Below are 21,977 nucleotides of genomic sequence, written 5' to 3'. Positions count from 1 at the left end.
ACAGGCGGATAGGGTACTTTAAAGTAATAGATTCCGAACGACTAAACCTAATACGGCTAATTATAAAAGTAAAAAATACTACAAAATGAGTATCATTTATCAAAAGAAAAGGGTGAAGAAATGATTTCTTCACCCTTTTCTTTTGGAGCACATCCTGATTAGCTATAGAAACTCTGCTCCTTTTTCTTAATGAACAATTGGCGAAAACTATTACCTGAAAAGGCACCTAATGCACCTGCACACCCTCCAATAAGAGCTGTGATTATAATTAGCATATTGACATCATCAACGGGGAGCAATGCGATCATTTTAAGTGACATAATAGAGTTGACATCTAAGTCTATTTTCCATGCCATGACCATCCAAATCAAACCTGCTCCTAAAAAACCACTGAGGAAAGCATTCAAATTATTGCCAGGAAGGAAAAAGGCAATTGTGGCAGCACTAAATATGACCATCCACCATGGCGTAAACCAAGCGAACAGATAAGTGAATAATGCGATAAGTATAAGTCTGAATATGAATAGCATTAGTTTTCTGATTGAAGGGTTTGTGAAAAAATAATATGCTCAGTTTGATCTGTAGCAGATTTTAAATAATGCAAAGGCGCATAGTTGCCACTTGCCCAGTCTTCTATCATATCGCCATAACTAGGATGGCCTGGGTTTCCACTTTGGCTACCAGGGTATATCCCCCAAGCCTTTGGCCCATTGGCACTCATTTCTACTATCATTCGCCAGCTGGGGCCATGCCGTCCACTCGCTGCATTTACGATATTTCTGTCGCCTCCTATTTTAACCTTTTCAAACGAGAAAGGCTCGAGCCCAAGCAAGTGCTTCACGCGTGTGTTTTTATAGAGATACCAAATATATTCTGAATCATTCTCGTTTTTCCAATCTTCCAATTTGCTCATGGCTGTAGCATACGAAGCATTAATCAAGTCATTAAGTGTCTCTGTTTTTTTCGTAGATTCTATATCAAAGAACTTACTATCAGCTTCATTGGTCATGAGATAGATCGTATTGAACACGTGCGGTTTTGACATAGCAAGCTCTTGCTCATCAAACTCATCCCAAACCAAAGCATACAACTCATCCCACCAGACCTTATATATAGTAGGTGCGATCCACTCTGGCTCAGCAAAGTAGTCCCATTGTTTCAAAAGGAAATAGGCCTTCTTATGCGTATCAGTCAATTTCATTGTATCCAAAGCATCTAGCATTATTGGTAAACTTTCAGAAGCTCTATAATTATAGTTATCATTCTGTAGGCGAATCATGTCTTTGACTGTCATTCGATCAAGCAGCCTAAGCCTATCGTTTATTCTCCTATTGCGATAAAATTCATAATTGTAATCGTATACATAATAGGGATAGGTAGAGTCTACTGGATGCTGATTGGCAGAGCTAACAAATCCTTGTAATGGGTTTTTGGCTGTTGCGTTTTGCTCAGGAGGTATAATAGCTTGCCACTCTTGTCTAGCATCTCTCCCATCCAACAAAAATTTACCTTGTCCTTGCCACTTTGCAGGGAATTTACCCTGAATCGTCATAGCAATATCTCCTTGAGCGCTGGCAAAAGCAAAGTTTTGTGGTGGTCCCGAGTAATATTTTAGCGCCGACATAAAGTCGTCATAATTTCCAGCTCTATTCAATTGATAGAAGGTTTTAAACTCTTTAGAGCCCTCATGTGCCGTCCATTTCATTGCCAGATTAATGCGATCTCCATCTCCTAAAAAGTTTCTATCATAGGCTACAGGCCCATAGTGGGTATATACAATAGTATCATAAAAACTCTCTTCCTCTCTTACCTTAAACTCCTCTATGACTTTTTCTGTTTTAAGCCATTTGTTGTCATACTGATACTCTTCCCTTTTATCATTTCTGAACTTGATATAATACCAATCTACCACATCCCGTTTGGCATTGGTTACGCCCCAAGCAATAGAATCATTGAACCCAACCACCACACTAGGCACGCCTGGCAAAGAAGCCCCCATCACATTGATGCCTGGTGCATGAAGCTGAATCACATACCATATCGATGGCAGGTTCAAACTCAAATCTGGTTCATTGGCCAACAGTACTTTTCCATTGGCTGTCCGATCAGCAGACACTACAAAATTGTTAGACCCGTTTCTAGGGTCTGGATTTTCGATCACTTCTTTGGTGAAAACCTGAGGAAAGCTGACGGCTGGCTGGTCTACAGAAATAGGTTTAAAATCCCATTTGGTACCTGCAGGTATGACAGGGTCTATGTTTTTATAAGTTTCTGGAAATAACTTATTGAAATCTTCCAACCCAAAAACGCTCAATGCATTGGTATTTTCCAAGTCATTTTCTCCACGAGAAAGCATATCAGCCATATTTTTGATCATAAGCATTACTTTCAAATTGGTCCACGGTTCGGGTGCATAATCTAGCAATTTGTACTCAATGGGATAATCTTCATAATCCAGCTGATCGACCCAATAGTTAATCCCGTCGGTATAGGCCTGAATCATATTGATCACCTGTGGATCTTGCTCCGCCACTTCCAGTGATCGCTTAGCTCCGTAGACCAAGCCTTTTCTTCGCTGTATCCGATCAAAATCCAATTGGCGCTCACCCACAACTTCGGCAGTGCGACCCGCCGCTGCCAATACCTGAAATTCCATTTGCCACAAACGATGAAAGGCTGTGACATAGCCTTGAGCAAAATACAGGTCATAGTCATTTTCTGCGAAGATATGAGGCACCTGATTTTCATCAAATTTGATCTGTACTGGGGCTTTCAGCTGATCGACATCTATTTCTGCTGGAAGGTCAATTCCGTCTAATTCACCATTCTGCCAAAAGCCCGTAAATGGACTCAGAAAATGACCTAAAGGAGGTACTTTGTCTTGCTTATGATTGAGATAAAAAAAGAATAGCAGTGTAAGCCCGAGAGCAAAAATGAATCTTAGAAGTTTCATATAATGTGTTACCAAAATGCCAGATTGAAAAGGGCACTAAGATAAAGTACATTGCTGAGGCAAGCAAAATTGTTTTGAAGCTATGGTGAATTATATTTTGTAAATTACGGACGCTAAAAAACTATGATCTCATCACGATTTATTCGAATGTATGTCTAACAAAGCGATCAAGACCTACTCCATCAAGGAACTTGAAAAACTTTCTGGAATCAAAGCTCACACCATCAGAATTTGGGAAAAAAGATATCAACTCGTAATTCCAAAGCGAACACCAACCAATATTCGGTACTATACAGACAAAGACCTAAAGAAAATATTAAACATCAGCTCATTATTAAAACAAAACTACAAAATATCTCAGCTGAGTTTGATGAGCAAATCCGAACTTAATCAAGCACTAGAACAATTCAAGAATGGCTTAGAATGGAATGAAAAAGCGAATCATTATATCCATGAGTTAATCACCATTTCACTCGATTTTGATCAATATAAGTTTGATCAGGTATCTACTCAAATCATAGCAGAAAAAAATCTCGAATGCGCCTTTACAGACATCTTCTTCCCGTTGCTTGAGAGAATAGGAAACCTATGGGCAAGAGAGCAAATAACAGTCTCTCACGAACATTTTCTATCTTCTAACTTCAGGAAAATTCTTTTCTCACACACAAAACCTCAAACCAAATCATTTGAAAAGAAAATCATTTTGTTCTTGCCTCAATGGGAAGAGCATGAGCTCTCCCTACTACTGACCCATGCACTCCTTTCCAACTTGGACGTTTCCCCTATATATCTAGGGCCTAAAGTCCCTCTCGAAAATTTATTAGAATCTATTCAGCAGGTCAAACCTAGCCGACTCATAAGTTCAGTAACACTAAGCAACTACAACGAAGAGTTGGATACTTATTTGCAAACTTTAGATACACTTAGTATTCCTATCGATCTATTGGTTAGCCCAGGTTATTATGACCAAGCAGAATCTATCGCCCAAAAGCATAACGTAACCATTCACACCAGCAAATCAGCACTTCTTCCCAAGATTAATTTTGTTTAACTTTTTTTATTTATAGTTAAACATTTATTAAATTCCCAATATGAAGAAAGCAACAGTATTGGGAGCTGGAATGAGCGGATTAGCCGCAGCGGCTGTTTTAGCCAAATATGAGGTGCCTGTAGACGTTTTTGACAACCAAGAAAATCCTGGAGGAAGGTGTAGAACATGGCAAATGAATGGCTTCACGTTCGACATGGGGCCAAGTTGGTATTGGATGCCAGATGTCATGGAAAGATTTTTTAACCGATTTAACCGATCTGTTCATGACTATTTCGAACTCAAGCAGTTAGACCCAGGCTTCAGAGTCTTTTTTTCTCCTGATAATTATTTCGACATTTCTGCCAACACAGAAAAACAAGCTGAGCTTTTCGAATCTATAGAAAAAGGTGCAGGAGCTAAATTGGCTAAAGTGCTGTCAGATGCTAAACTCAAATATGAAGTAGGTGTAAATAACCTAGTGTATAAAAAATCTTCATCCATATTTGAATATACCTCCATCCCTCTCTTGGCTCAGATGATCAAACTTGGTGCATGGAAACCCTTTCATTCATATATCCGAAAGTACTTCAAAGATCCTCGCTTACTAGCACTCATGGAGTTTCCCATCTTATTTCTTGGGGGAACGGCCAAATCTACGCCTTCACTGTACAGCCTCATGAACTACAGCTGCTTTACCCAAGGTACCTTTTACCCTATGGGAGGGTTTAGTCAATTGGCCACTGCCATGTACAAACTATGCTCTGACTTGGGGGTTAATTTTCATTTTAATGAAACGATAAACCATATAGGCATCAAAAACAGACTCATTAACGATGTAGCAGGGGCTCCTACAAATGGGCTTATCTCATCTATAGATTATCATCATTTTGACCGACACATACTCAACGGAGGGAACCAAAATTACACTGAAGACTATTGGGACAAAAAAGTCCTATCTCCTTCAGCACTCATTTTTTATATAGGTGTGAAAGGGAAGATAAAAAACCTCAGTCATCACAATTTGTTTTTTGATGAGTCTTTCGACCAACATGCAGAGCAGATCTATACTCATCCTAAATGGCCAGAAAAGCCTCTGTTTTATGCTTGCTGCCCTTCAAAGACTGATCCTAGTGTAGCACCAGAAGCTGACGAAAATCTTTTCTTACTGATGCCATTGGCTCCTGGGCTAGAAGACACCAATGAGCTAAGAGAAACCTATTATGATCTGCTTATCAAAAGACTAGAGTCTATCACAGGAGATAGCGTTGCTAACAGGATAGTGGTAAAAAAATCTTACTGCATCAAGGACTTTAAAAAAGACTACAACTCCTACAAAGGCAATGCCTACGGACTAGCCAATACACTAAAGCAAACCGCATTTATGCGTCCGCAAATTGGCAACAAAAAAATCAAGAACCTCTTTTACTGTGGTCAGCTCACTGTACCTGGCCCAGGTGTACCTCCTGCTATTATTTCTGGTCAGGTGGCCTCTGCACAGCTATTATCCCATTTCAACAACCACCCTTATGAAACATATATATGACGAAGTGGCTCTAGCCACAAGTAAACTAATCACCAGAAAGTACAGCACCAGTTTTTCATTAGGCATCTATTTTCTAGATAGAAAAATTCATAATGACATCTATGCCATTTATGGATTTGTGCGTCTTGCAGACGAAATCGTAGATTCATTTGAAGGATTCGACCAAAAAGGAATGATGGACGAAATACGACAAGACACACAAGCTGCTATTCATAATAAAATCAGCATCAACCCAGTGCTCAATGCCTTTCAAGACACTGTAAACCAATACAATATCGAATGGGAACTGATAGATACCTTTTTGAAAAGTATGGAAATGGATTTGACCAAAGCCGCATATGACGCTCCTTCTTTCGATACCTATGTATTGGGATCGGCTGAAGTGGTCGGTCTGATGTGCCTTCGAGTATTTACCAACAACGACACCCAACTCTACGAAAGCCTAAAAGAGCCTGCAATGAAACTAGGTTCTGCTTTTCAGAAAGTCAATTTTTTACGTGATTTAAAAGCAGACTATGAAGTACTAGGCCGAAGCTACTTTCCCGAAATCGATTTAGCGTCCTTTTCTGATACCGACAAGACTCATATAGAAAATGGCATTTTGGCGGATTTCAACGAAGCGCTAGTAGGTATCAAAAGGTTACCTAAATGCGCCAAACTAGGCGTGTATCTAGCTTATATCTATTACCGATCGTTGTTTAAGAAAATCTCAAAATTGAGTCCAAATAAAGTCATGCACGAACGTATACGAATTCCTAATTATTCTAAATTTGGATTGATGTTCGACTCAATAATAAGGTACAAATTGAATATCATGTAATGACGCTAGCCTATGCACTTATTTTCTTGTGGTTTTCATCGCCTGAATTAGAAAAACTCAGGCGACAATATCTATTGGCCGCTACTGACAAAAAGTACATGTCCGAATTAGCAACTACCTGTCAAGAAAATGCAAATCAAACCCATCCTACAAATCAAGGATATTGCATTATGATACATTTTCTTGAAGCCAAACACGCAATCAACCCCTATAAAAAACTAAGCGAATTCAACAAAGGAAAAAGCTCACTGGATAGTCTAATTATTTATCACAACACCAATATAGAACTACGATATTTGCGATTATCTATGCAGGAAAGAGTACCTGTTTTTTTGGGTTATAGCAATCAGATAGAGAGTGACGAAGATTACATTACAACAAACATCCAGTCGATCTCTGATTCTTCGACCTATCAATTAATTTACAATTATTTACAAAATAGAAACGACTAAATACATGGAAGAAGTGGTATTGGTAGATGAACAAGATAATGCGATAGGCACATCTGAGAAATTGGCGGCTCATAAGCAAGGTAAGCTTCACCGTGCATTTTCCATTTTCATATTCAATACTGATGGAGAAATGCTCCTTCAGCAACGTGCGATAGATAAATATCACTCTGGTGGGTTGTGGACCAATGCCTGCTGCAGTCACCCACGCCCCAACGAAGTTACCCTAAATGCTGCCAAACGTAGATTATCAGAGGAACTGGGTATGCAAACCGAGCTTTCTCATCTGTTTTCTTTTTTGTACAAAGCTGATTTTGAAAATGGGCTGATCGAGCATGAACTAGATCATGTATTTGTGGGAATAGCCAACGAAGTGCCTGCACTAAACGAACAAGAAGCGATGGCTTATAAGTATATAAACATCACAGATTTGCTCCATGACGTACAAAATCAGCCTAATCAATACACTTTCTGGTTCAGAAAAATAGTAGAAGAAGTGATCGAAAAACACAAAAACTCATGTGGGTAAGAAACATCATCATACTACTCACCACAGCAGCGTTTATGGAATTCGTAGCTTGGTTTACCCATAAGTATATCATGCATGGATTATTATGGTTTTTGCACCGAGATCACCATATCAAAACCTCGAAGGGGTTTCTTGAAGACAATGACTTTTTCTTCCTACTCTTTGCTATTCCAGGCATTGTGTTGATCTATTATGGGGTAGACAACCCTGCTCATGATATTCGCTTATGGATTGGACTGGGCATTACACTCTATGGCTTCCTGTACTTCACCGTCCACGACATATTCATACATCAGCGTTTCAAATGGCTAACCAGGTCCAACAACTCCTACCTAAAAGCCATCAGAAAGGCTCACAAAGTTCATCACAAACATTTGGGCAAAGAAGATGGTGAGTGCTTTGGCATGTTGGTAGTTCCAAAAAAGTACCTAAGCGAACAAAAGAAAACAAAATAGATGCGTGCCTATACCTATCTAATGATCGACTTTTTTACGATTCTTGTCCCATTCATTTTCAGTTTTCACCCCAAGCTGAGATTCGATAAGAAATGGCGCTACTTTTTCCCTAGTATGGCCATAGTAGCTCTTATTTTTCTAATATGGGATAGCTATTTTACTCACATTGGAGTTTGGGGTTTCAACCCCGATTATCTCATTGGAGTCTCCATCTTCAACTTGCCTATAGAAGAAATCTTGTTTTTCGTTTGCATCCCTTATGCTTGCGTTTTCACCTATCACTGCTTCGGCGTATTAGGCATCCAACCCCTACCGCCGATCACCAACCAGTGGATCACTATTTCACTGGTCTTATGCCTAGGCGGGCTATTCCTATTTTATTATGATCGATACTACACCAGCAGTACTTTTTTCCTTCTGATCGCCTCTTTGATTTATTTACAGTGGGTTCTAAAAGCTGACCTGTCTCCTTTTTACTTCACTTACCTCATTTTACTGATCCCTTTCTCCATTACCAATGGCCTTCTGACAGGTTCGTTTATAGACAACGAAGTCGTCTGGTACAATGACCAAGAAAACCTAGGACTCCGCCTAGGCACTATTCCTTTTGAGGATGTATTTTATGGTATGCTGTTGATTTTATGGAATGTGAAACTGACCCACTATCTATCATCCAAGTATTAATCGAACAGCTCAGCTGCTGGCTGGCCAGTACAGCCTGATGGCAACTTGATATTAAGCAACATAGAGACAGATGGGGCTATATCTGTAACTGAGTGATAGTTGACAGAACTCCCATTTTTGATGCCCCAGCCATAAAAGAGCATAGGTACATGCGTGTCGTAGTTATAGCCAGAACCATGAGTAGTCCCTCCATTTTTTTGATGCCACTCGCCTAGCCACCCTGCTCGTTGGGCAAAGATCACATCTCCCGACATGTGAGCATTGATCCCAGCTGCCATTAGTTTGATATCGCGTTCATCTCCATTGTAGTTGGCGATCTCTTGTGTATCAAATGCTGCGGTAATCCCTTCCATTTCCACCAAAAAATTAGCCAAAACTGCTTTTACCTCTTTGAAGTCTAATCCTTTATTTTTGATCTCCTCTCTATTCAAAAAGATTTGATTATTTCTCACATTTTCGATCAATTCCGCAGAGTTAAAGGTAGTGATCAACTTTTCGTTGACCATCTTCAGATAATCGGTCTCATTCACATAATCCGTATCATGCCCATTTTCTGCCATATAAGCTGGTATCTCAGACACAGCATGGTCGGCGGTCAAAAACATCGTCCATTGCCCTTTGCCTACCTGCTCATCGAGTGCCTTCATCAGCCTGGCCAAATCCAAATCCAATCTGATATAAGTATCTTGAACCTCCTTTGAATAAGGACCAAATGCATGACCTACATAATCTGTAGATGAAAAGCTAACTGCTAAAATGTCTGTCACCTCATCTCGTCCTAAATCTTCGGCAGTCAATGCCGCTAGTGCTAAATCTACAGTGAGTTGATTGCCATAAGGAGTATATTTAATTAGTTCATTTTTGTTTTTTGATTTATCAATTTCACTAAAGTCATAAGGAAAAACAGCCTTCAATCCTCCCAATTCTTTTGACTCATAGGGGCGATCGTCTCTGGCACTTTCTACATAAGCTGCTATTGGCTTGTAGGTTTCCCAGCCTTTTTTCATATACTTCTCAGCTAGCTTTTTCTTATTAAACTTCACCAGCCAATCAGGCAATGATTCGCGATAAAAAGTACTGGTAATAAACTGACCCGATTTGGCATCAAACCAGTAAGCGCCGTTGGGCTGATGCCCACCAGGCAGAATGGCACTACGATCCTTGATTGATAGGCTGATTACTTTAGACCTGTTTTGAGAAAACAATCGGAGCTCATCTGTGATGGTCGATGTTTTCAGATTTTTTGGCGAACGCCGACCAATCTTACCTTCACAATCAACCCCTTGCACCTCATCATCCTGCACACAATATCTCATCTGCTTTGCGTACTTGTCATACCAGTCGTTAGCAATAATGCCATGTACACGAGGAGTAGTACCTGTATATACTGAAGCATGGCCTGGGCCAGTATAAGTAGGTACATAGTTGAAGTGAGCATTTTTAAATACAAAGCCTTCATTCATCAAACGCTTGAACCCGTCTTCTCCGAAGTGGTTGGCAAACCGGTACAAGTATTCTTGTCTCATTTGGTCTACAACCACTCCTACCACCAGTTTTGGCTGACTGGCTTGTTGGCCATATAAAAATAAAGAGGTAAAGGTTAGTAGGAATGCTAGAATAAATTTGCTCATTATGGTTGTTTAATTTGGGCTAATTTTTAAGAAATCAAAATTAATTGAACAATGACAAATCGTATTATCTCATTATTAAGAAATTAAAATTAATTTTGAAGCAAAGCTTATTTCATTGAATTTAAAATCACACCTCTTACCGGAAGAAATCTTTTCCACGGTAGCCAAGTGCGCCACTAAAGTCAACCTTGATGCTTACGTGATTGGTGGGTTCGTACGCGACATCATTCTCAATAGACCTTCCAAAGATATAGATTTTGTTTGTGTAGGCAGCGGTATTCAGCTAGCTAAACGTGTAGCCCAAGAATTAAAAACAAACAACCTGTCTGTATTCAAGAATTTCGGCACTGCCATGGTGAAGTACGGTGATCACGAATTAGAATTTGTAGGAGCTAGAAAAGAATCCTATCAGCGAGACTCCAGAAAGCCTATCGTGGAAGATGGAACCCTTGAAGAAGATCAAAATCGAAGAGATTTCACCATCAATGCCCTAGCGATTAAACTCAATGATGGTGCATATGGGGAAGTAATCGACCCATTTGATGGGTTAAATGACATCAAGAAAAAGATCATCCGCACACCACTAGACCCTGCCATTACTTTTTCTGACGATCCATTGCGAATGATGAGAGCAATCAGGTTTGCCAGCCAACTCAATTTCGACATAGAAGCGGACACTTTCGAAGCCATTCTAAAAGAAGCAGATCGCATCAAAATCGTATCAAAAGAAAGAATAATCGATGAACTCAATAAGATCATTCTCTCTCCTACACCTAGCTACGGATTCAAACTTTTGTTTCAATGCAAACTGCTTCACCATATTTTTCCTGAAATGGTAGATCTGCATGGTGTAGAGACGAGAGAAGGCAAGTCTCATAAAGACAACTTCTACCATACCCTTCAGGTTCTAGACAACATATCAGATAACACGGACAACCTCTATCTCAGGTGGGCAGCTATCTTGCACGACATTGCCAAACCACCTACCAAAAGATTTCATAAAAAAGCAGGCTGGACTTTTCATGGTCATGAAGACAAGGGTGCCCGAATGGTACCCATCATCTTCAAACGCATGAAATTGCCCATGAATGAAAAAATGAAGTATGTACAAAAACTTGTACGCCTTCACCTTCGCCCAATCGCTTTAGTGCGGGATGAAATCACTGACTCTGCTATCCGAAGACTACTCTTTGAAGCTGGAGATGATGTAGATGATTTGATGACACTTTGCAATGCCGACATCACAACTAAAAACCCGATGAAGGTAAAACGCTATTTAGCCAACTTCAAAAAAGTAAAACTAAAATTGATTGAACTCGAAGAGCGGGATCAGTTACGTAACTTTCAACCACCAATCTCTGGTGAAGAAATCATGGCTCGCTACAATCTCCCTCCCTCTAGGATCGTTGGTGATATCAAAAACGAAATAAGAGAAGCTATTCTCGAAGGAAAAATAGACAACGACAAAGTACAAGCAGAAAAACTAATGCAAGAAATAGCCATTGCCAGAGGGTTGGACAATTAAGCTTTAGTCGCTAGCTTGCACGCTTTCAAAAAATGATTATGAAAAAAATAATATACATATTGGTTGTCATTGGAGGAATTCTCCAATGTAACAAGACAAATGCCCAATCGGCAGATTCTTTGAATTTTATAGATGTAGATGTACAAAAAAACATGGCTATCTACGAACTAGCCATGCAGTTTAATGACCCTCCAGTAGCTCGAATGGCACTGTACAATTTACTTTTTTACAGCAACAACCAATCGGCAGTTTTAGATTCGCTAGCTATGATGTACTACAATCTGAACCAAATGCCATCAGTAGCTCTAGTCACCAAGGAAAACCTAGTATTAAACCCCGACAATCAGGTAGCACTTGAGTTAAGTGCTATTGCATTGAATCAGTTGGGAGCCAAGGATCAAGCCCTAGACAATTACGAAAAATTGTTTCTGAAAAACAACGACAGCCGCACCCTCTATCAGGTAGCTTTCATGCAATACGAACTCAAACGATACACAGAGTCTTCTACGTCTGTCGATATTCTACTCAAGCGATCCGACATAGACGAACTCAAAATGAGATTCACAAAACTGGACAAAACACAGCAAGAAGTATCCATGCGTGCTGCTCTACTCAACTTGAAGGCACTATTGGCTCAGCAAGATGGAGATATCCCAAAAGCTAAAGAGTTGTTTTTAGAAGCGCTGAATGCAGCACCTGGATTTGAACTTGCGCAAATCAACCTCAGCAAAGCAGGAAAATAAAAAACAATATTAGGCAGTTACAATAGGCTGTAGAAAAACTCCAAGAATTGGGTTTTTCTGCAGCCTATTTTTTTAGTCGTCAGGACGACAACCTATCCGCTCTTTGTGACAAACTTCCCTCAAATCCGTAGCTTCATAAAGCTATCATTAAGCAGGTCGCAAACTGCCTAAAAACCCTTTTACCCATTATTATCTAACAATAGCCCTTTTAAGGTTAAATAGAATTTTATCGATGATTACCTTTAATATTTTGATATGAAAATTAAATTATTGCACTTTTTCAACATTTTATTTTATTTATTCAATATGATTATCTACATTTGAATTATAATAATTTACAGAAATGTTAAACTAAACCACAGCGCCATGTTACAAGCACTATTTTCTCGAACCAAAGACACTGGAAGAACATTGAAACTAAAATTCAATAAAGAGGATCAAAACTGGGTCGTACTGAAAGGTCACAGCATTATGTTTATTGGCGGTGAGGATCAATGCAAAACCTATATCAATAACTTCTCATAAGAAGAAAAACTAAGAGTATTTACCTCTCTCTTATTTCTGTAGCATAGGCCATGGATTAAAAATATGCGATATTCTTAATCCATGGTAATATAAAAATCGAACGCCCCTATACCTCCCTAACCTAACATTAACCCTCCATTACACACTACCTGCACTATAAAAAAGTATTATTAGCTGCACTCAAATCCCTTAACTCGCTTTTAACAAAAAGACTCTTTCACTCTCAACATCCCAAAACTATTGTAACCCAGCTGATGAGGTAAAAGTCTATCTCTTCAAGATCACTTTTACAATCCGATATAAGCTTTTGTTTTTTGACATGAAACTTTCAGCCCCTTCATAATTATAGATTAATCCAAAATTTGGACAAAAAAATAGAGGTGAAAAACACCTCTATAGTAAATTTTTAGCCCGCTAAGCGCCAAGCTATCGTAAGATTACTAGTCCTAAATCAACCCGTATTGCGCATAGCACTTGCTATTGCATTGATCGTAAGCATAAGTTCACGTTGCAGCTTGTTCACATTTTCACCATTGGCTCTGTCTTTTCTCCAATGCTTGAGTAGGTCAATTTGCTTCTCATGCAAATGTGCCATAAGCGGTGCTCGAAGGTGATTAGAAAAATGATGATTAACTCTACGCACTTCAATTTCCTCCCCTAATAGATCTAATAATAAGGCTCTAGTCAACTGCAACTCTGAAAGAAACATATTCAAAAATTCAGTCTTCACTTGATCATCCTCTACCAACTGGGCATAGGCCGTAATGATGGACTCATCTGTAGCAGCCAAACTAGTATCCACATTAGTCAATACATATCTAACGAATGGATCTGTTCGTGTAGCTTCTTTAAATCGTTTGTAGCTCTCTATGTTGGACTTCTTCAGGTTGCTCAACGAAGAACCTACTCCATACCAACTTGTCATATGAAAGCGAGACTGACTCCAAGAAAATACCCATGGAATAGCTCTCAAATCTTCTAATGAATTAGCGCCTGTACGCTTAGCAGGTCTCGAACCGATCTTGCTCGTTTCGATGGCATCGATAGGTGTAGCTTGTCTGAAAAACTGAATAAACCCTTCGTGATGTGTCAATGCCTCGTACTGTGCTTTACTCTGCTTGGCCAAATCATCCAATACATCCGCTAGTGGATGATACTTTCTTTCTTCACGCTCGTCAAGTATGGTTTTCGACAAAGAGTTCGCGACCAATAGTTCTAAGTTATACTCTGCGTTTACTTTGTTTTCGTATTTCTGCGCAATAGTTTCTCCCTGCTCAGTCAACCTCACATTACCTTGAATGGCCTGGTAAGGTAAAGCCTTAATAAAATAGTGTGTAGGGCCTGAACCTCTACTGATTGTTCCTCCCTTGCCATGGAAGAAAGTGATTTTCACACCTGAAATTTCACCAATCTCACTCAATTTGAACTGAGCCTTGTACAAGTTCCACTGGCTGGCAATGATACCGCCATCCTTGTTACTATCACTATAGCCTACCATCACCTGTTGACGGAGGTTTTTGTAATTTCTTACTCTTCTGAAATAATCTAAACTACGAATGGTGAAATCATGTGTAAGGAATCCTTCCAAAATTTCTGGCCCATTCTCCAAATCTTCTATAGTCTCTAACAATGGCACCACTGGAATTTGACAAACCAGCCCTTCTTCAGTCTGAATGGTCAACCCTGCTTCTCTTGCCAGTAAATAAACCGACAATAGATCTGACAATGAACGGGTCATACTCACGATAAATGAACCAATGCCCTCGCCTCCATATTTGGACACATGTGCCTCTACTACTCTATAGCATGACAGTACTGCTTTGGCATTTTCTCCCAATTTAGCACTTTGGTGTGTGAATGGCCTGTTCGATTTGAGTTCCTTATTCAAAAACGCTAATCGTTTCTCTTCGCTCCATTCAGAGAAATTGGTTTCTTCAAATTGAGCCGCTTCTAAGAGCTGCTCAATAGCCTTATCATGAAAGGCACTGTTTTGACGAACATCTAACTTAGCCAAGTGAAAACCAAAGGTTTGTACGTTTCTAATCGTAATATTGACATCATCATATGCAATAGATTTGGCTCCGAAATTTAACAAACTTTGTTGAAGCAATTTCAAATCTTCTATCATTTGATCAGCATAGATATAGCTACCCGCATGCTCAGACAACTGAGTGGCGTGGCCTCTTTGAGTATCTACAGGCAGCTTAGCCAATACCAAGTTAGAAAACTGACGAAAGGCTTCTCCTTTGTTTCTTCCCAAAGCCTCTTCTCCTATTTCCCCCAATTCCACGAGCATTTCCTCTATTCTGGCTTTCAATGCAGGGTTGCACTCATCCAATTCACAAGTAAAACTCAATTGTTTAATCAGGGCAATCAATTTTCTCCTAATAACAACAAAAGCATTTAGTCGAAGCTGTTCTAGTGTCTCTGCGGTTACCGTATCTGTGACTAGTGGGTGCCCATCTCTATCTCCACCTACCCAGTTACCAAAACTGATTTTAGGGAAACTGTGTCCTTCTAATAATTTTTCTTTGGAAAGGCCACATGCCTTCCACGCTTGAATCAACCTTCTATCCAAAACAGGAATTACCTCTGGAAATACATTCACCAAGTAGTGAATAATGTTTCGAAGTTCCGAACTCAAGTCTGGCTTCTCCATGTATATTTCACCTGTCTTCCAAAGCCGGTACAAGGTCAATTTGATGTTGTGACGAATATTCATCAGCTCTTTGTTCGAATACATCTTATTCTCTAAGCTGACCAACAATAGGTATAAATCTCTATGGTGATCCAAAACCGTTGCTCGTTTGGCTTCGGTCGGGTGAGCGGTGAGTACAGGTTCTATCTGCATCTGAGGCATCTTGTCCAGAATCACGTCTTCGCTTACTCCAATATCCAACAACCCTTTGATGTTGTTGGCAAAGAGTCCGCTTACTGAAGAAAATTCCTTCTCATTTTCAACCGCACGTCGATGCTGCACTGCTCCATTTACCTCTGCCATATTTACCAGTTGAAAAACGAGCGAATACATTTGTATATGCTTGTCAGTCATCTGAATCCCATTTTCAAAGGGGTATTTATTGATAAAGGGAATTTCATTAGCAATGGCTTCTTCGCCATTTTCTATCAAAACTTCTTTCAAACTTTCCAGTAAAAACTCAAAATCCTCATATGGTTTTCCCAGTTTGTCCTTTACTTCTGTCAATATTGAATTCATTCCCAAATAAATTATAAATATTCTAAAAAAATAGGTCTATCGTTGTGAAATAGTCTTGCAATTTAGGTAAATATTATAAGTACACACAAGATTATTCCGTTTTGTTAAATATTGAACACAACAGAATTCCCTTGCTAAAATATCAAGACTCTCTCGTAATTTATGAAGGTAAATTTCAATTAGTAAAATAAATTGGTTAAGATTGAATTGCGATTTCAAATAAAACTACACCACCAAAATAATCCATGGAGAAATATAGATGTGTTGCGATAGATGATGATTTAGTTTATCTCGAAATTTTCAAAAAACTAGCCGAAAAAGTAGACTGCATAGACTTAGTAGGCACTTTCAGCAGCGCAATAGATGGAGCCGTTGGCGTATCTAAATTAAAACCTCAAGTTTTGTTTCTAGACATAGAGATGCCCTACCTAGATGGGTATGAAACCATCTCTACGCTAGAAGAGAAACCTAAAATCGTCATTGTATCCTCTCATCTCGAATATGAGACAGACGAGCTCAAAATAGACGTGAAGAAATATGTTCGAAAACCTTTTGAAGGTCCTGAGCAATTAGAAGCAATAGTAAAAGAAGTGATGGAATCTTAATCCATCACTTCTTTTTCATTTTATCCTAAACTTTTTCTCCCAAGTGGTTTGCGCATTGCCTCCCACATAGACAGAAAAGACACCAGGTTCGAGCACCCATTCATTAGCGTTTTTATAAAACCTAAGATCATTCGTAGACAAAACCAGCTCTACTTTTTTAGTTTCGTTTGGGCTTAGGCTCACCCTAGCAAATCGTTTCAACTCCTTTATTGGTCTTGTCAGGCTAGCTACATGATCGCGCATATACAATTGTGCCGTTTCTACGCCCGCTACTGTTCCAGCATTAGTCACATCGAAGGTAACTTTGAGCGTGTCCCCCTCACTTAGTACGTCTTGGCTAATGTTTAGATTTGAATAGGAAAAATTGGTATATGACAGACCATAGCCAAAAGGGTACTGCGGAGTAAATCCATCGTCGAGATAATGAGAGTCATTGCCCAATGAACTTTGCCAAGCGCCTACAGGAATATTATCTATCCCTACAAAAGAAGCGCTATCCGCAGGGCGACCAGTATTTTTATGGTTGTAATATATAGGAATCTGCCCAACCGACTTTGGCCAAGTAACTGGCAATCGTCCAGAAGGATTGAATGCTCCCGTAAGTATATCTACTACTGCTGGCCCTGCCATCGTACCTGGATGCCACGCCATCAAGATAGCATCTACCTGATCAATGATGTTTGCTAACACTATCGGTCGACCTGCCTGTATAATCAAAACAATGGGTTTGTCCGTCTGATCTTTAATTACTCGGATCAGCTCCTCCTGTACACCTGGCAGATTCAAATGAGCTCTACTGTGCGCCTCACCAGACAAAATAGCTTCCTCTCCTCCGAAAAACAAAACCACATCACTCGCACGTGCCGCTCGTACAGCTGCTGAAAACTGATCCTTGGATCGGTCTCTACTGTATGCTAAGCCAGCTTCTACCCTCAATCGTTCCGTCTCCAACTCCTCTTTGAAGGCTTGTACTGGCGTAACTGAATCCTTCTGATCGCCATCAAATATCCAAGTCCCTAGCTGATCTAATGGGGCATCAGCTAAAGGGCCAATCACCGCTATTTTTTGCGACTGTGTGATTGGTAATGTTTGCTTGTCATTTTTCAGCAATACCATACTTTGGGCAGCAATTTCTTTGGCTTTCGCCAAATGATCTTGTGACAAGATAGCCCCCGACCGATCCACCCTATATGGCTGATCAAACAAACCCATACGAAACTTTACTCTGAGAATAGCACGAACCATACGGTTGAGCCGAGCTAGGTCAATCCTACCCTCCGCTATCAATACTTCTAAATATTGCTCATAAGCTTGACTGGTCATTTCCATATCCAATCCCGCCATCGCAGCTTTGAATGCTGCCTCCTTTTCGTCGGTACAGTAGCCATGATCGATCATTTCAGTAACAGAGTTCCAATCACTCACGACAAACCCATCAAACTTCCATTCCTGCCGAAGAACCTCACCTAATATCCATTGATTCCCCGAAACAGGCACTCCATTGAGTTCATTGAAGCCAGACATAAAAGTCTGCACACCAGCTTCTACTGCTTTTTGAAAAGGGGGGAAATACACATTGCGCAAAAGCGGCTCATGAATAATAGCCGTATTGTAGTCTCTACCTCCTTCGGCTGCACCATAGCCTACAAAATGCTTGGCACAAGCAATCATGCTACTTGGGTCGGTCAGGTCGTTGCCTTGAAACCCTCGCACATATGCTGCCGAAAGTACTGAGGCTAAATACGGATCCTCACCTGGCGACTCCGCAATCCTGCCCCAGCGCGGATCTCTAGCGATATCCAGCATGGGAGCAAAAGTCCAACGCACACCATAGGTACTGGCCTCGATCGCAGCTACCCTAGCTCCTACTTCTACCAGCTCGGGGTTCCATGTAGCTGCTTGTCCAAGTGGAATAGGAAAAATAGTTTTGAATCCATGAATAACATCTCTCGCAAATATGAGAGGAATACCATTTGGGCTTTCTTCTACAGCAATGTGCTGCAGTTCATCCACAAAGCCTTTGTTCATCACATTGATCATAGAACCAATGCGACCTTCTCGCACAGCTGTTTTCAACGCTTCAGATAGTCCACCTTTCACCCGGCTAGAGGTGCCTCGCTGAGCAGTTTGCCCTATTTTTTGGGCTAAGGTCATCTGAGCTAATAAACTATCTACTTTTTGTTCGATGGGATCATTAGAGACTAACTTATCTACCTCACAAGCAAAAAACGATAAAGGCGGTATAAGTAATAATAGGATTTTATTCATGATAATTTCGTTTCATCAAAAATCCTATAAATACCCTACGACCGACCATGAGAAATATCACATAAAAAGGGGGTAATTCGTCCGCTCCCCTTTTATTAAAAGAGGATAGATCAAAAATCGTATCTCAATCCATTTTGTATTCCGAAAATTGTCTTATTAATTGGAATAACGGGCTTGTTTTCATAGTGTATGTTTCCTTCTATCACAAAAGCAAAATGCGCTGAGATATTGAACTCCAACTGCAACTGGCCACTGATGCGCTGTCTCACTTCTTCTATATCCTGATCATATCCGAATTGATAAAAAGACACAAAAGCCAAATTAACTTGATCTGAGAGATCTATATTGGATTTGATATAACTCGATGACTTAATCATCTCATTGATAGTCTGTGATCCATCACGAGCCAAATTTCCCCATTTTTCATATTCATAGAAGGCACCTGTTCCTATGTCAAATTCGAAAATATCGGTTTTGAATAATCGATACTTAATCCCTCCACCAGACAAATACCTGAGATTCAAATGTCTACTATGATCGAATAACCATTGGGCGTAAATTTCATAGGACAACCTCTGTTTCCTTAAAAAATTTACACGCACGTGCGTATTTCCTGTACTGATCACTGGATCTCCTGTAGCTTGATAGTGATTGAGTTGACCTGCAAGGTAGTATGCATGCATATCTGACACATACACCACGTCAAGGCTCGACTCCAATGCCAACATAGAGGCCTCTTCGTCTGGTGTGGGACTACGATTGTCCATTTCAAAATTAAAATTTAATTGACCCAACCAATAGTTAGAGGAGTCTGTGGTGACGTCATGTATATTGATATTTAGGATTTGAGCTTGTAGAGTAACGTTTAGTAACAGACAGCCCCACAGAAGTAAGTATTTAAAAAACATATTGGCAGATATTATTTTTTTGAATCATTGAAATTATAAATTGTGGACTGAACCCCCAAGGTTTTCGGCAGATAGCCGACAGAAACTTTTACTTTTGGCGAAATGATTGAAGAGAAAAACATGTCAGCAGCCAAAAATTTGGAGATTCTATTTCAAGACGAACATTATGTGGCGATCAACAAACCGCATGGGCTTCTCGTACACCGCTCCAAAATAGCTACTAACACCGATGAATTTGCCGTACAGCAGCTCCGAGACCAGCTCGGACAACACGTACATCCCGCCCACAGACTAGACCGAAAAACCAGTGGTGTACTCCTATTTGCGCTAAGCAAAGAAGCACTCACAGCCATACGAGCTACTTTCGAAAACGAAGAAATGGAAAAAAGATACTGGAGTATTCTTCGCGGATACACCGAGCCAGAAGGGCTGATCGACTACCCACTAACAAACGATAAAGGCAAGAATCAGGAAGCACAAACAGCTTACACTACACTAAATCAAACAGAAGTAGAAGTGCCTTTCGGCAAACACCCTACCTCTCGATACTCTTGGGTAGAAGCCAGACCTAAAACTGGCCGAATGCACCAGCTGCGCAAGCATTTTGCTCACATATTTCATCCCATCATAGGAGACCGACCCCACGGATGCAACAAACAAAACAAACTCTTTCTCGATCGCTGGCAAATGGGCACCATGCTTCTACATGCTGTAGCGTTACGGTTCATTCACCCCATTACTAAAACAGAGATCTCTATAAGTGCACAGCCACAGTCAGAATTTATAAGAATGATAGATGTTTTAAAATTTGACAAAAATCTACTGGCCTAACTTACCTGCAACAAATCCTGTAGACCATGCCGCCTGAAAATTGAACCCTCCTGTAATCCCATCAATATCTAGCACTTCCCCAGCAAAAAATAACCCTGGGACTTTACGACTTTCCATCGTATTGAAATCCACTTCTGATAGATCTACTCCGCCGCAGGTTACAAATTCTTCTTTAAAAGTAGTTTTACCTACTACCGTATATTCGTCATTAAGCAGCACATTGATGAGACGATTTTTATCCTTCTTCTTCACATCGGCCCAGATGGTATGAGCATCCAGCCCCATGCGATCTAGTAAGTACTCCCACAGTCTGTTCGGAATATCTATCGGCTTGGCATTAATGATTTTCTTTTTGGCTTGGCTTTCGACCGCTTGTGCTACACCCTCACGCAATTTTTCTTCATTGATCGCTCCCGCCCAATTGACTTGTGTTTTGAAATTGTAATTGAACTCATGCAACTGACGTGCACCCCAAGCTGACAGTTTCAGCACAGCTGGCCCACTCAGCCCCCAGTGTGTCACCAGCACAGGCCCTTCCTGCATCATTTTAGTCCCTTGTATTTTGATCACTGCATGTGGCACTGCCAGCCCCATCAGTGCTTTCAGCTTAGCTGCCTCAGGGATATTGAAGGTAAACAGTGACGGCACTGGCGCTACGATCTCATGACCAATTTGACGCAACCACTCATAGCCAGCACTTTTAGAATTCCCTCCTGTGGCAATGATCAGATGATCGTACGTTTGGCTTTCGCCAGAATCGAAAGTCAATTCAAACAGATCGGCTTTATGCACCAGCGTAGCAATCCCCTTTTTCATCCAAACTTTCACGCCCAAGCGATCTACCTCTTGGCGCAAACAGTCTATGATGGTCTGCGAATCATCTGTAATAGGAAACATCCGCCCATCGGCTTCTGCTTTGAGCTGTACACCACGGCTTTCATACCAATCGAGCGTATCTTGTCTATTGAAGTAGTTGAAAGTCTTTTTGAGTTGCTTTTGGCCTCTAGGGTAATGCTTAAGAAAATCGGACTGTGGCTCGCAAACATTGGTTACATTGCATCGACCACCACCCGACACCTTTACTTTAGCGAGGGTTTTCGACGACTTTTCGAAAATAAAAACTTCAGCGTTTGGGTGATGTGTTTTACACGAAATAGCAGCAAAAAAACCCGCTGCGCCTCCTCCTATTACTGCTACTTTCATATCCGAATTAAATTTTGGTCTATAGGCCAATATTAGAACTAATTTTTCTTTTGCCCAT

General features: G+C 40.3%; 19 protein-coding genes. 12 read left to right on the top strand and 7 right to left on the bottom strand.

The window, feature by feature from the left end; translation table 11 throughout:
* Positions 1–158 precede the first annotated feature (158 nt).
* Entirely contained in the window at positions 159–530 is a 372-nt protein-coding gene (locus N7E81_RS12880) for a hypothetical protein (RefSeq protein ID WP_263049998.1), read from the bottom strand.
* Positions 530–2,953 (bottom strand): penicillin acylase family protein, encoded by a 2,424-nt coding sequence (locus N7E81_RS12875; protein WP_263049997.1) that lies wholly within the window; start codon positions 2,951–2,953, stop codon positions 530–532. The genes N7E81_RS12880 and N7E81_RS12875 overlap by 1 nt, the downstream gene beginning before the upstream one ends.
* Before the next feature lie 151 nt (positions 2,954–3,104).
* Between N7E81_RS12875 and N7E81_RS12870 the strand changes: the two genes are divergently transcribed.
* The 7 genes from N7E81_RS12870 to N7E81_RS12840 are packed head-to-tail and all read left to right on the top strand — an operon-like array spanning position 3,105 to position 8,463.
* A complete protein-coding gene (locus N7E81_RS12870; RefSeq protein WP_263049996.1) occupies positions 3,105–4,004 on the top strand; it encodes a MerR family transcriptional regulator in 900 nt (299 codons plus the stop codon).
* 40 nt (positions 4,005–4,044) lie between these two features.
* Positions 4,045–5,526 carry a phytoene desaturase family protein gene (locus N7E81_RS12865; RefSeq protein WP_263049995.1) on the top strand — a complete coding sequence of 494 codons (1,482 nt, stop codon included), beginning with the start codon at positions 4,045–4,047 and terminating at the stop codon, positions 5,524–5,526.
* Positions 5,510–6,346: a phytoene/squalene synthase family protein gene (locus N7E81_RS12860; protein ID WP_263049994.1), complete on the top strand. Its 837-nt coding sequence runs from the start codon at positions 5,510–5,512 to the stop codon at positions 6,344–6,346. Before N7E81_RS12865 ends, N7E81_RS12860 begins: the two co-directional genes overlap by 17 nt.
* The gene (locus N7E81_RS12855) at positions 6,346–6,798 is read left to right on the top strand and encodes a hypothetical protein (RefSeq protein WP_263049993.1); all 453 of its coding nucleotides are present in this window, start codon (positions 6,346–6,348) and stop codon (positions 6,796–6,798) included. The genes N7E81_RS12860 and N7E81_RS12855 overlap by 1 nt, the downstream gene beginning before the upstream one ends.
* 4 nt (positions 6,799–6,802) lie before the next feature.
* A complete protein-coding gene (gene idi / locus N7E81_RS12850) occupies positions 6,803–7,324 on the top strand; it encodes an isopentenyl-diphosphate Delta-isomerase (RefSeq protein ID WP_263049992.1) in 522 nt (173 codons plus the stop codon).
* Positions 7,315–7,779 (top strand): sterol desaturase family protein, encoded by a 465-nt coding sequence (locus N7E81_RS12845; protein ID WP_263049991.1) that lies wholly within the window; start codon positions 7,315–7,317, stop codon positions 7,777–7,779. Before idi ends, N7E81_RS12845 begins: the two co-directional genes overlap by 10 nt.
* Positions 7,780–8,463 carry a lycopene cyclase domain-containing protein gene (locus N7E81_RS12840; RefSeq protein ID WP_263049990.1) on the top strand — a complete coding sequence of 228 codons (684 nt, stop codon included), beginning with the start codon at positions 7,780–7,782 and terminating at the stop codon, positions 8,461–8,463.
* Here N7E81_RS12840 and pafA read toward each other — a convergent pair.
* Positions 8,460–10,094 carry an alkaline phosphatase PafA gene (pafA, locus tag N7E81_RS12835; RefSeq protein ID WP_263049989.1) on the bottom strand — a complete coding sequence of 545 codons (1,635 nt, stop codon included), beginning with the start codon at positions 10,092–10,094 and terminating at the stop codon, positions 8,460–8,462. The two genes, N7E81_RS12840 and pafA, sit on opposite strands and share 4 nt — an antisense overlap.
* A 115-nt stretch (positions 10,095–10,209) precedes the next feature.
* On the opposite strand from pafA, the gene N7E81_RS12830 reads away from it, so the two are divergent.
* The 3 genes from N7E81_RS12830 to N7E81_RS12820 all read left to right on the top strand — a co-directional run bounded on the left by N7E81_RS12830 (position 10,210) and on the right by N7E81_RS12820 (position 12,887).
* On the top strand, positions 10,210–11,619 hold the full coding sequence (locus tag N7E81_RS12830; protein WP_263049988.1) for a CCA tRNA nucleotidyltransferase: 1,410 nt from the start codon (positions 10,210–10,212) through the stop codon (positions 11,617–11,619).
* A gap of 38 nt (positions 11,620–11,657) precedes the next feature.
* Positions 11,658–12,362 (top strand): tetratricopeptide repeat protein, encoded by a 705-nt coding sequence (locus N7E81_RS12825; protein WP_263049987.1) that lies wholly within the window; start codon positions 11,658–11,660, stop codon positions 12,360–12,362.
* Positions 12,363–12,728: 366 nt separating this feature from the next.
* Positions 12,729–12,887 (top strand): hypothetical protein, encoded by a 159-nt coding sequence (locus N7E81_RS12820; protein WP_263049986.1) that lies wholly within the window; start codon positions 12,729–12,731, stop codon positions 12,885–12,887.
* 451 nt (positions 12,888–13,338) lie between these two features.
* Here the strand turns inward: N7E81_RS12820 and N7E81_RS12815 are convergent, their stop codons facing one another.
* Positions 13,339–16,104 carry a phosphoenolpyruvate carboxylase gene (locus tag N7E81_RS12815; RefSeq protein ID WP_263049985.1) on the bottom strand — a complete coding sequence of 922 codons (2,766 nt, stop codon included), beginning with the start codon at positions 16,102–16,104 and terminating at the stop codon, positions 13,339–13,341.
* Positions 16,105–16,349: 245 nt separating this feature from the next.
* Between N7E81_RS12815 and N7E81_RS12810 the strand changes: the two genes are divergently transcribed.
* Positions 16,350–16,709 (top strand): LytR/AlgR family response regulator transcription factor, encoded by a 360-nt coding sequence (locus tag N7E81_RS12810; protein WP_263049984.1) that lies wholly within the window; start codon positions 16,350–16,352, stop codon positions 16,707–16,709.
* Between the two features lie 15 nt (positions 16,710–16,724).
* On the opposite strand, the gene N7E81_RS12805 is transcribed toward N7E81_RS12810, so the two are convergent.
* Positions 16,725–18,977: a glycoside hydrolase family 3 N-terminal domain-containing protein gene (locus N7E81_RS12805; protein ID WP_263049983.1), complete on the bottom strand. Its 2,253-nt coding sequence runs from the start codon at positions 18,975–18,977 to the stop codon at positions 16,725–16,727.
* Positions 18,978–19,087: 110 nt separating this feature from the next.
* Positions 19,088–19,744 (bottom strand): DUF481 domain-containing protein, encoded by a 657-nt coding sequence (locus N7E81_RS12800; RefSeq protein WP_263049982.1) that lies wholly within the window; start codon positions 19,742–19,744, stop codon positions 19,088–19,090.
* A 243-nt stretch (positions 19,745–19,987) separates the two neighbouring features.
* Here N7E81_RS12800 and N7E81_RS12795 point away from each other — a divergent pair, with 243 nt between their 5' ends.
* Entirely contained in the window at positions 19,988–20,716 is a 729-nt protein-coding gene (locus tag N7E81_RS12795; RefSeq protein WP_263049981.1) for a pseudouridine synthase, read from the top strand.
* Here N7E81_RS12795 and N7E81_RS12790 read toward each other — a convergent pair.
* Positions 20,705–21,919 carry a BaiN/RdsA family NAD(P)/FAD-dependent oxidoreductase gene (locus N7E81_RS12790; RefSeq protein WP_263049980.1) on the bottom strand — a complete coding sequence of 405 codons (1,215 nt, stop codon included), beginning with the start codon at positions 21,917–21,919 and terminating at the stop codon, positions 20,705–20,707. The genes N7E81_RS12795 and N7E81_RS12790 overlap by 12 nt on opposite strands.
* Positions 21,920–21,977 lie beyond the last annotated feature (58 nt).

This window comes from Reichenbachiella carrageenanivorans (genome assembly GCF_025639805.1).
GTDB lineage: Bacteria > Bacteroidota > Bacteroidia > Cytophagales > Cyclobacteriaceae > Reichenbachiella > Reichenbachiella carrageenanivorans.
The sequence above is the reverse complement of the archived record's forward strand: the minus strand, read 5'-3'. Positions and strand labels throughout refer to the sequence as shown.